The sequence below is a fragment of the Mesorhizobium sp. M2A.F.Ca.ET.042.01.1.1 genome (genome assembly GCF_003997405.1).
Classification (GTDB): Bacteria; Pseudomonadota; Alphaproteobacteria; order Rhizobiales; family Rhizobiaceae; genus Mesorhizobium.
In genome coordinates, this window is the sequence record NZ_RZRX01000281.1 from 1 (window position 1) to 7,590 (window position 7,590).

Consider the following 7,590-nt stretch of genomic DNA (forward strand, 5'->3'; position numbering starts at 1 on the left):
ATTCCTGCTGCGGATGCTTGCGGCCGCCCTGCGGCGGCACCGAAGCGACCGTGCCCTCCATGATCTTCAGAAGCGCCTGCTGCACGCCCTCGCCCGACACGTCGCGGGTGATCGAGGGATTGTCCGACTTGCGCGAGATCTTGTCGATTTCGTCGATATAGACGATGCCGCGCTGGGCGCGCTCGACATTGTAGTCGGCCGACTGCAACAGCTTCAGGATGATGTTCTCGACGTCCTCGCCGACATAGCCCGCCTCGGTCAGCGTCGTGGCGTCGGCCATGGTGAAGGGCACGTCGATGATGCGGGCGAGCGTCTGCGCCAGCAGCGTCTTGCCGCAGCCGGTCGGTCCGATGAGCAGGATGTTCGATTTTGCCAGCTCGACGTCGTTGTTCTTGCCGGCATGCGCGAGGCGCTTGTAGTGGTTGTGCACCGCCACCGACAGCACGCGCTTGGCGTAGGGCTGGCCGATGACATAGTCGTCGAGGACCTTGAGGATCTCCTGCGGGGTCGGCACGCCCTCGCGCGACTTCACCATCGAGGTCTTGTTCTCCTCGCGGATGATGTCCATGCAGAGCTCGACGCACTCGTCGCAGATGAAGACGGTCGGTCCGGCGATCAGCTTGCGGACTTCGTGCTGGCTCTTGCCGCAAAACGAGCAGTAAAGCGTGTTCTTTGAATCACCACCGCCGTTGCTGACCTTGCTCATTTTTCTGTCCTTTCACCAACGCCCGCCGATGGTCTGGCTTTCAGTGACGTCTCACCAATCTATCGCGGGAATCCGCCCCCGCCAGTGTCCCGGCTCACACAGCGCATTCCGTACGAAACACGAAATCAGAAAACGCGGCAATGATTCGCAGCAACCCCATGCAAAGCTAAGCCGTCGAAAATCAACATAGCCTTAACGTAGGCAATCCCAACGCCTGAGGGAACAGCCAAATGTGGCCGAAATGCCGCAAGCCGCGCCAAAAGCGCGTTATGCTGTCATTTGCTGCCGAAATCAGGCTGAAGCCGTGGCTGTCTCGGCGGCCTCGCGGCTCGAGATGACCTTGTCGATCAGACCGAAATCCCGGGCTTCGTCCGCGGTCATGAAATGGTCGCGGTCGAGCGTCCGCTCGATCTCCTCATAGCTCTTGCCGGTATGCTTGACATAAACTTCGTTCAAGCGGCGCTTCAGCTTAATGATGTCCTGCGCATGACGTTCGATGTCCGACGCCTGACCCTGGAAGCCGCCGGACGGCTGATGGACCATGATCCGGGCGTTCGGCGTGGCGAAACGCATGTCCTTGTGGCCGGCGGTCAGAAGCAGCGACCCCATCGAGGCGGCCTGGCCGATGCAGAGCGTCGACACGGCCGGTTTGATGAACTGCATGGTGTCGTAGATCGCCATGCCCGACGTGACGACGCCGCCCGGCGAATTGATGTAGAGGTTGATTTCCTTCTTGGGGTTCTCCGCCTCGAGGAACAAAAGCTGTGCACAAACCAGCGTCGCCATCCCGTCCTCGACCGGACCGGTGATGAAGATGATGCGTTCCTTCAAGAGGCGCGAGAAAATGTCATAGGCGCGCTCGCCGCGATTGGTCTGCTCGACCACCATCGGAACGAGGTTCATGTAGGTTTCAACGGGGTTCTTCATGGACTACCCTTGTTGGAGATGGATTTCCGGCACCTTGTTATACGAGCAATGGCGCGGAATCGTTCTGGATCGGTTACGACCTAAATAGGATGCCGGCTCACCCTAGCGCAAGGCCGCCCCTCCTAGCCATCTGGTTAAGTCGAGTAAAGCGCGGCAGGCCCGGGAAATACCGCTGATTTGATCGCGCGCGACGGCTTCGGTCCTGGTTGGCCGCACGAAGCCATCCGCAAGGTAGCAATTCCTTAACCGCGCGCTTAACGAAAAGCCTTGAAATCACTGTCCGATCGCGGACCTTCCGCTACAGTCCTGCGTTGTGAAGGTGTCCTTTTTCAACGGGGGAATGTCATGATCCGCAAACACTCCGTATCGCTGGCGGCGGTCGCGACGCTTGCCAGCGTCTCAGGAACCGCCGCCGGCAGCCGCGCGCTCGAATGCTACGAGCCGATCCACAGGCCGGCGCTTTATGACACCGTCTACGAGGATGTGATGCTGAGCCCCGGCGGACAGGTGGTCGCTATGCCTGGGAGTGGCGCGTCATCCATGGCCGCAAGGTGCTGTGCAAGGTATGGCGCAAGGCCCGCTATGCGCGCGTCGCCGAAACCGTCGTGGTCCAGCCGGAGCGCGTCCGGCGTGTCGTTCAGCCGGCGGAGTATGAAGCGGTTGCCCACGAAGTGCTGGTGCGGCCGCAGCAAGTCCGCATCCGGGAAATCCCGCCTTCATACGGTACGGTGGCGCGCCGGGTGGTGGTGCGGGAAGGTTCCACCAGCTGGCATCGGGTGCACATTCCCCGGCATTGCCAGGATTAGGCGGCACTCGCCTGCGGGTTGCAGTCGGCCGGGCTGCGTTGCCGCGTACCGACCGCGCCTGTTGCTGGCTTAGCCCAGGTCGATGTCGAGAATGGCCATCGAGAAGTTATAGTCGCCGTCGTCCTCGTCCTTGAAGACGATGCCGAGGAATTCGTCGCCGACATAGACCTCGGCCGAGTCTTCCTTGCGCGGGCGCGCCTTGACCTGCAGCTTTGGGTTCTGGAAGACGCGCTTGAAATAGGCGTCCAGCTTTCTGATTTCGTCAGGCTTCAAAAGTCTTCTCCGAAATGTCGGCCTTGTTCGTGGGAACGCGCTTCTGACACGCCAACGATGGCCATGTAAAGGCAAGCCGGCAGGATAACATGGGAGAACAGCCAAGCGGAACCGGCGGCCCGTTCAGCCGCCGCCGGTAGGCCTCGGTCAGATGTCGAAGCTGACCACGTGGTCCATGCTCTGCGACGGCAGGAGCTGGTCCATCTGCCGCGAAGGCTGGTCGCAGCCGGTCTCGCCGACGACGCGCGCGGGCACGCCGGCGACCGTCTTGTTGTGCGGCACGGGCGACAGCACCACCGAGCCCGCCGCGATCTTCGAGCAATGGCCGATCTCGATATTGCCGAGGATCTTGGCGCCGGCGCCGATCAGCACGCCCCGGCGGATCTTCGGATGGCGGTCGCCATTGGCCTTGCCGGTGCCGCCCAGCGTCACCCCATGCAGGATCGACACGTCATCCTCGATGACGGCCGTCTGGCCGACGACCAGGCCCGTAGCATGGTCGAGGAAGATGCCCTTGCCGATGCGGGCGGCTGGATTGATGTCGGTCTGGAACACCGAGGACGAGCGGCTCTGCAGATAGAGCGCGAAATCCCTGCGGCCATGGTTCCACAGCCAATGCGCCAGCCGGTGCGTCTGGATGGCATGAAAACCCTTGAAATAGAGAACCGGCATGATGAAGCGGTCGCAGGCCGGGTCGCGGTCGTAATAGGCCTGGATGTCGACACGAACCGTCGTGCTCCACTCCGGATCGTCGTCCAGCATCGCCTTGAAGGTCTGGCGGATGAGATCGGAGCCGATGTCCTGATGCGCCAGGCGCTCGGCAAGCCGGTGGATCACCGCTTCTTCCAGGCTCTCCTGGTTGAGGATGGTCGAATACAGGAAGGCCGCAAGCAAGGGATCGCGGTTCACCGCCTCCATCGCCTCGTCGCGGATCGACCGCCAGATCGGATCGACCGGCTGCACCATGCTGGGGCGGGCAATCGTAATGCTGTTCATCGACGGTCTCCGGCCTTGCTCATTCTCGGGCGGCACATATAAGCGAAATCATAGCACGGTTGAACTCAATTTTCCTTAGTGCTTTGTCAAATGGACCTGGTTCACGCAGATTCAAGCGACGATGGAAAACGAACCCTTGATCGACGAGGCGCTGAAAAGCGAGCTTGCGGCGCTCTATAGCGCCGAAGATCGCCACTATCACGGCCTGTCCCACATCGAGGCGATGCTGGCGCTGGCTGACGAATACCGGGGCCTGCTCGATGATCCGCAGGCCGTCGAGGCGGCGATCTGGTTTCACGACGCCATTTATGACAGCCGCGCCAAGGACAATGAGGCAAAAAGCGCCCAACTGGCCGAGAAAAGGCTCGCCGGGCGCGTCGATCCTGGTCGCCTCGCCCGCATAGCGGCAATGATCAACGCCACCGCCACCCACCAGTTGCCGCCTTTGCGCGATGAGGACGCACTCAGCGACGCCGCTCTTCTGCTCGACATGGATCTGGCGATCCTCGGCGCCGAACCTGCGGTCTTCGATGCCTATGAGCAGGCGGTCCGGCTGGAATATGGCTGGGTGGAGGAACCGATGTGGCGCGCCGGTCGCTCGGCCGTGCTAAAGAGCTTCCTCGCCCGCCCGCACATCTTCCGTACGACGGAGTTCCAGAATCGGTTCGAGCCCAAGGCGAGGCAGAACATCGAGCGATCACTCGCGGCGCTGGAAAGCGGGACTGCCTAATCCGGAAAGGCTTCCACCCGTCGCGCGTAGGCGCTGAATCCGGCGCGTCCATAGACCGATTGCGCGGCTGGATGATCATAAGGATCGGTATGAAGCCAAAGCCTTTGCGGCCGATGCGACCACGCCGCGCGCAACGCCAGGTCGAGCAGGAACGACCCAAGCCGCTTGCCTTGAAAAGCTGGGACCAGCCCGAAATGAACGAGCTCGACAGCCGGCTGCCCGACATGGTTGAACTCGCAGAATCCACCCGCCTCGCCTTCGAGGCGCAGCACGTGGATATGCGTGGCATCGTCGGCGAGCAGCGTTTCGAGTTCCGCTTCCGCCATGCGCAGGCGCTGGTCCCATTGCACCGGTCCGCCGACCGCGCGGTAGAGATCGAGATAGCTGGAAGGATCGAGCCTTTCGCGCGCCACGATGGCGCCGGGCAAAGGTGACGTACGCGGCGCGCCGTGGGGCGGCGCGGACATCTCCATGTAGGTGACGAGAAGATCGACCACGGTCAGGCGTAGAGCGAGCGCGCTCAGAGCGGATATTTGGCGTAGAACTCGAGCACGCGCTGCTTGAAGCTCTTGTCGCCGACGGCGAGCATATGGTCGCGTCCCTCAATGTGGAACGCCCTGGCATTGGGCATCAGGGCGGCGAGCTCGTCCGGCGAGCCGCCGATATCGTCCTTGGTGCCGACCGCGATCAGCGTCGGCTGGGCGATGCGCGCCATGTCGTCCTCGCTGAGCAGCTCGCGCGACGTTGCGATGCACGCCGCGAGCGCGCGCCTGTCGCTGCGGGTCTGGTCTGCAAAGGCGCGGAAGGAGCGGCCGCGCGGATGTGTGTTTTGCGAGGGATCCTCCGCCAACAGCGCCGCCGCGATCGGGTCCCAGTCGCCGACGCCGTCGACCATGCCGATGCCGAGGCCCCCGAAGACCAGCGTGGCGACCTTCTGAGGATCGGAGAGCGCCAGGAAGGCCGATACGCGCGCGCCCATCGAATAGCCCATGACATGGGCGCGCTCGATGCCGAGATGATCGAGCAGCGCTGCCGCGTCGGAAGCCATCTTGGCCGGCGTGTAATCGGCCTCGTCGTAGCTCTTCGATGACGAGCCATGGCCGCGATGGTCGAAGGCGATCGCCCTGTAACCCGCGTCGTTCAGCGTCTTGAACCAGCCCGGCGAGACCCAGTTGACGTAATGGCTAGAGGCAAAGCCATGGATCATCAACACCGGGTCGCCCTGCCCCGAGGCCGGCTGGCGATCGAGATAGGCGAGTTCGAAACCGTCATGCGAAAGGAATTGCATCGGCGAAAACTGCTTTTCAGTTGGATCCGGCGCCGATGGCCGGATGGCGCAAAAGATCGCCTTCCTTGATGCCGTCCCTGGCGGCCGTGCCCGCCTTCAGTTCAAGCACGAAGCGCACCGGCTGTCCGGGAGAGATGATCGCCTCGGACTCGGGCTCGCCGCGCTTGATGGCTTTGATCCTGCCGTCCTCACCGATGAAGATGAGGTCGAGCGCCATCGGCGTGTTCTTCATCCAGAAATCGACCTCGTCCGTTCTCTCGAAGACGAACAACATGCCGTGATCGTCTGCCATCGTCCGGCGGAACATCAGGCCCGCCTCCCGCTCCGCGGAAGTGTCGGCGATCTCGATGGAGAAGGAACGCTCGCCCGAGCCGGTCGCCACCACCAGCGGCGTCCGGTCGATGGGCAGCAGCATCGCATCCGCCGAACTCGGCTTCGCGGCCATGAAACAGGCGGCGAAAACGATCGCGGCGCAGAGCGCGCCCGCAGTCAGCCAATTGCGATGAGCCATGGGGTACCTCGTCCAGACGCTCGTCCTAAACCATGATCCGCGGAAGTGGAACCGGTTTTCGGACAAGATAGTCGGTCCACGGCAAAGGCGCTTTCGACGGCGTCAAGAAGCCCTTAATGCGAGACCGACAAGGTACCCATATCGGGGTGGATTTCGGCGGCCATAAGGCCTTTGTCGCCACGTCCGAAACGCACCAGCACGACCTGGCCGGGTCGGAGCTCGGTTATGCCGTAGCGCCGCAATGTTTCCATGTGGACGAAAATATCTTCGGTTCCCTCGCCCCGCGTCAGGAAGCCGAAACCCTTGGTGCGGTTGAACCACTTGACCAGAGCCCGCTCGAGGCCGCTCTCCGGGCTGACGGTAACGTGGGTGCGCTGTTCCTGCTCTGCCGGATGGACGGCCGTCGAAGCATCCATGGACAGGACGCGGAAAGCCTGCAATCCGCGCTCGCCCTGTTTCACCAGGCAGACGACCCGCGCGCCCTCGAGCGCCGTCTGGAAGCCGTCCTTTCGAAGACAAGTCACATGGAGGAGGATGTCACCCGAGACGCCGTCGTCCGGAAGGATGAAGCCGTAGCCCTTGGCCACGTCGAACCATTTGATAGCCCCGGCGATTTCGACAAGCTCGGCGGAGTCGCCGCCATTGTCCCGCTTCAAGGCGTCGTCAAGGCTGCCGTCCCGCCTCGTGAAAGAGGCTTTTTCCCCCATAAGAATGCCCCCTTTTTCAAATCGAACTGCAACTGATTCTTGCCGAGAGATTAACACTGCGGCTTCCGGGATGTGCAAGGGCTGACGTGCCTTTTTTCACCGTTCACCACCGGAAAGGCTGAATTGTTGTTTGCCGGCGCTTCCCGGAGACGAATGGCGAGGCCCTAAAATCGATCCCGCCGCCGCTATTGTCGGACGATTGCCCTTTCGCCGGGTGGCCCCTATGGTGCCTCACAACCCCAACAAGCCTAGGAAGCCGCCATGCGCTATCTGCACACAATGGTCCGCGTCGCCGATATCGACCAGTCGCTCGATTTCTACTGCAACAAGCTCGGCCTGAAGGAGGTCCGCCGCTACGAAAACGAGCAGGGCCGCTACACGCTGATCTTCCTCGCCGCGCCCGAAGACGAGCAGAGCGGCATCAACGAGAAGGCGCCGCTGGTCGAGCTGACCTACAATTGGGACCCGGAGGACTACAAGGGCGGCCGCAATTTCGGCCACCTCGCCTACGAGGTCGACGACATCTACGCCACCTGCCAGAAGCTGATGGACAATGGCGTGACCATCAACCGTCCGCCGCGCGACGGCAACATGGCCTTCATCCGCTCGCCTGACGGCATCTCGATCGAGCTCCTGCAGAAAGGCC

11 protein-coding genes are annotated in these 7,590 nt (G+C 62.3%); 3 read left to right on the top strand and 8 right to left on the bottom strand.

What is annotated here, in order from left to right:
* Nucleotides 1-706: ATP-dependent Clp protease ATP-binding subunit ClpX (clpX, locus tag EOA23_RS29155; RefSeq protein ID WP_127306679.1), on the bottom strand; the 706-nt coding region annotated here is incomplete at its 3' end.
* 291 nt (nucleotides 707-997) lie between these two features.
* On the bottom strand, nucleotides 998-1,633 hold the full coding sequence (gene clpP / locus EOA23_RS29160; protein WP_126082438.1) for an ATP-dependent Clp endopeptidase proteolytic subunit ClpP: 636 nt from the start codon (nucleotides 1,631-1,633) through the stop codon (nucleotides 998-1,000).
* A gap of 551 nt (nucleotides 1,634-2,184) precedes the next feature.
* Here clpP and EOA23_RS37075 point away from each other — a divergent pair.
* A complete protein-coding gene (locus tag EOA23_RS37075) occupies nucleotides 2,185-2,439 on the top strand; it encodes a hypothetical protein (RefSeq protein WP_348628589.1) in 255 nt (84 codons plus the stop codon).
* Nucleotides 2,440-2,508: 69 nt separating this feature from the next.
* Here the strand turns inward: EOA23_RS37075 and EOA23_RS29170 are convergent, their stop codons facing one another.
* Both EOA23_RS29170 and cysE read right to left on the bottom strand, forming a co-directional pair.
* Nucleotides 2,509-2,712 carry a DUF3126 family protein gene (locus EOA23_RS29170; protein ID WP_042644432.1) on the bottom strand — a complete coding sequence of 68 codons (204 nt, stop codon included), beginning with the start codon at nucleotides 2,710-2,712 and terminating at the stop codon, nucleotides 2,509-2,511.
* 147 nt (nucleotides 2,713-2,859) lie between these two features.
* Nucleotides 2,860-3,708, bottom strand: coding sequence for a serine O-acetyltransferase (cysE, locus tag EOA23_RS29175; protein WP_042644430.1), 849 nt, complete (start codon nucleotides 3,706-3,708; stop codon nucleotides 2,860-2,862).
* Nucleotides 3,709-3,829: 121 nt separating this feature from the next.
* Here cysE and EOA23_RS29180 point away from each other — a divergent pair, with 121 nt between their 5' ends.
* The gene (locus EOA23_RS29180; RefSeq protein WP_127306680.1) at nucleotides 3,830-4,438 is read left to right on the top strand and encodes a hypothetical protein; all 609 of its coding nucleotides are present in this window, start codon (nucleotides 3,830-3,832) and stop codon (nucleotides 4,436-4,438) included.
* Here EOA23_RS29180 and EOA23_RS29185 read toward each other — a convergent pair.
* The 4 genes from EOA23_RS29185 to EOA23_RS29200 all read right to left on the bottom strand — a co-directional run bounded on the left by EOA23_RS29185 (nucleotide 4,435) and on the right by EOA23_RS29200 (nucleotide 6,944).
* Nucleotides 4,435-4,935: a GNAT family N-acetyltransferase gene (locus EOA23_RS29185; RefSeq protein ID WP_127306681.1), complete on the bottom strand. Its 501-nt coding sequence runs from the start codon at nucleotides 4,933-4,935 to the stop codon at nucleotides 4,435-4,437. The two genes, EOA23_RS29180 and EOA23_RS29185, sit on opposite strands and share 4 nt — an antisense overlap.
* Before the next feature lie 23 nt (nucleotides 4,936-4,958).
* Complete coding sequence (locus tag EOA23_RS29190) at nucleotides 4,959-5,726, bottom strand: alpha/beta hydrolase (protein WP_127306682.1); 768 nt, start codon at nucleotides 5,724-5,726, stop codon at nucleotides 4,959-4,961.
* A gap of 16 nt (nucleotides 5,727-5,742) precedes the next feature.
* Nucleotides 5,743-6,237 carry a DUF192 domain-containing protein gene (locus tag EOA23_RS29195; protein ID WP_127306683.1) on the bottom strand — a complete coding sequence of 165 codons (495 nt, stop codon included), beginning with the start codon at nucleotides 6,235-6,237 and terminating at the stop codon, nucleotides 5,743-5,745.
* Nucleotides 6,238-6,350: 113 nt separating this feature from the next.
* Nucleotides 6,351-6,944 carry a cold-shock protein gene (locus EOA23_RS29200; protein WP_126064639.1) on the bottom strand — a complete coding sequence of 198 codons (594 nt, stop codon included), beginning with the start codon at nucleotides 6,942-6,944 and terminating at the stop codon, nucleotides 6,351-6,353.
* 261 nt (nucleotides 6,945-7,205) lie between these two features.
* On the opposite strand from EOA23_RS29200, the gene gloA reads away from it, so the two are divergent.
* A partial coding sequence (gene gloA, locus EOA23_RS29205; protein WP_127306684.1) for a lactoylglutathione lyase occupies nucleotides 7,206-7,590 on the top strand: 385 nt, incomplete at its 3' end.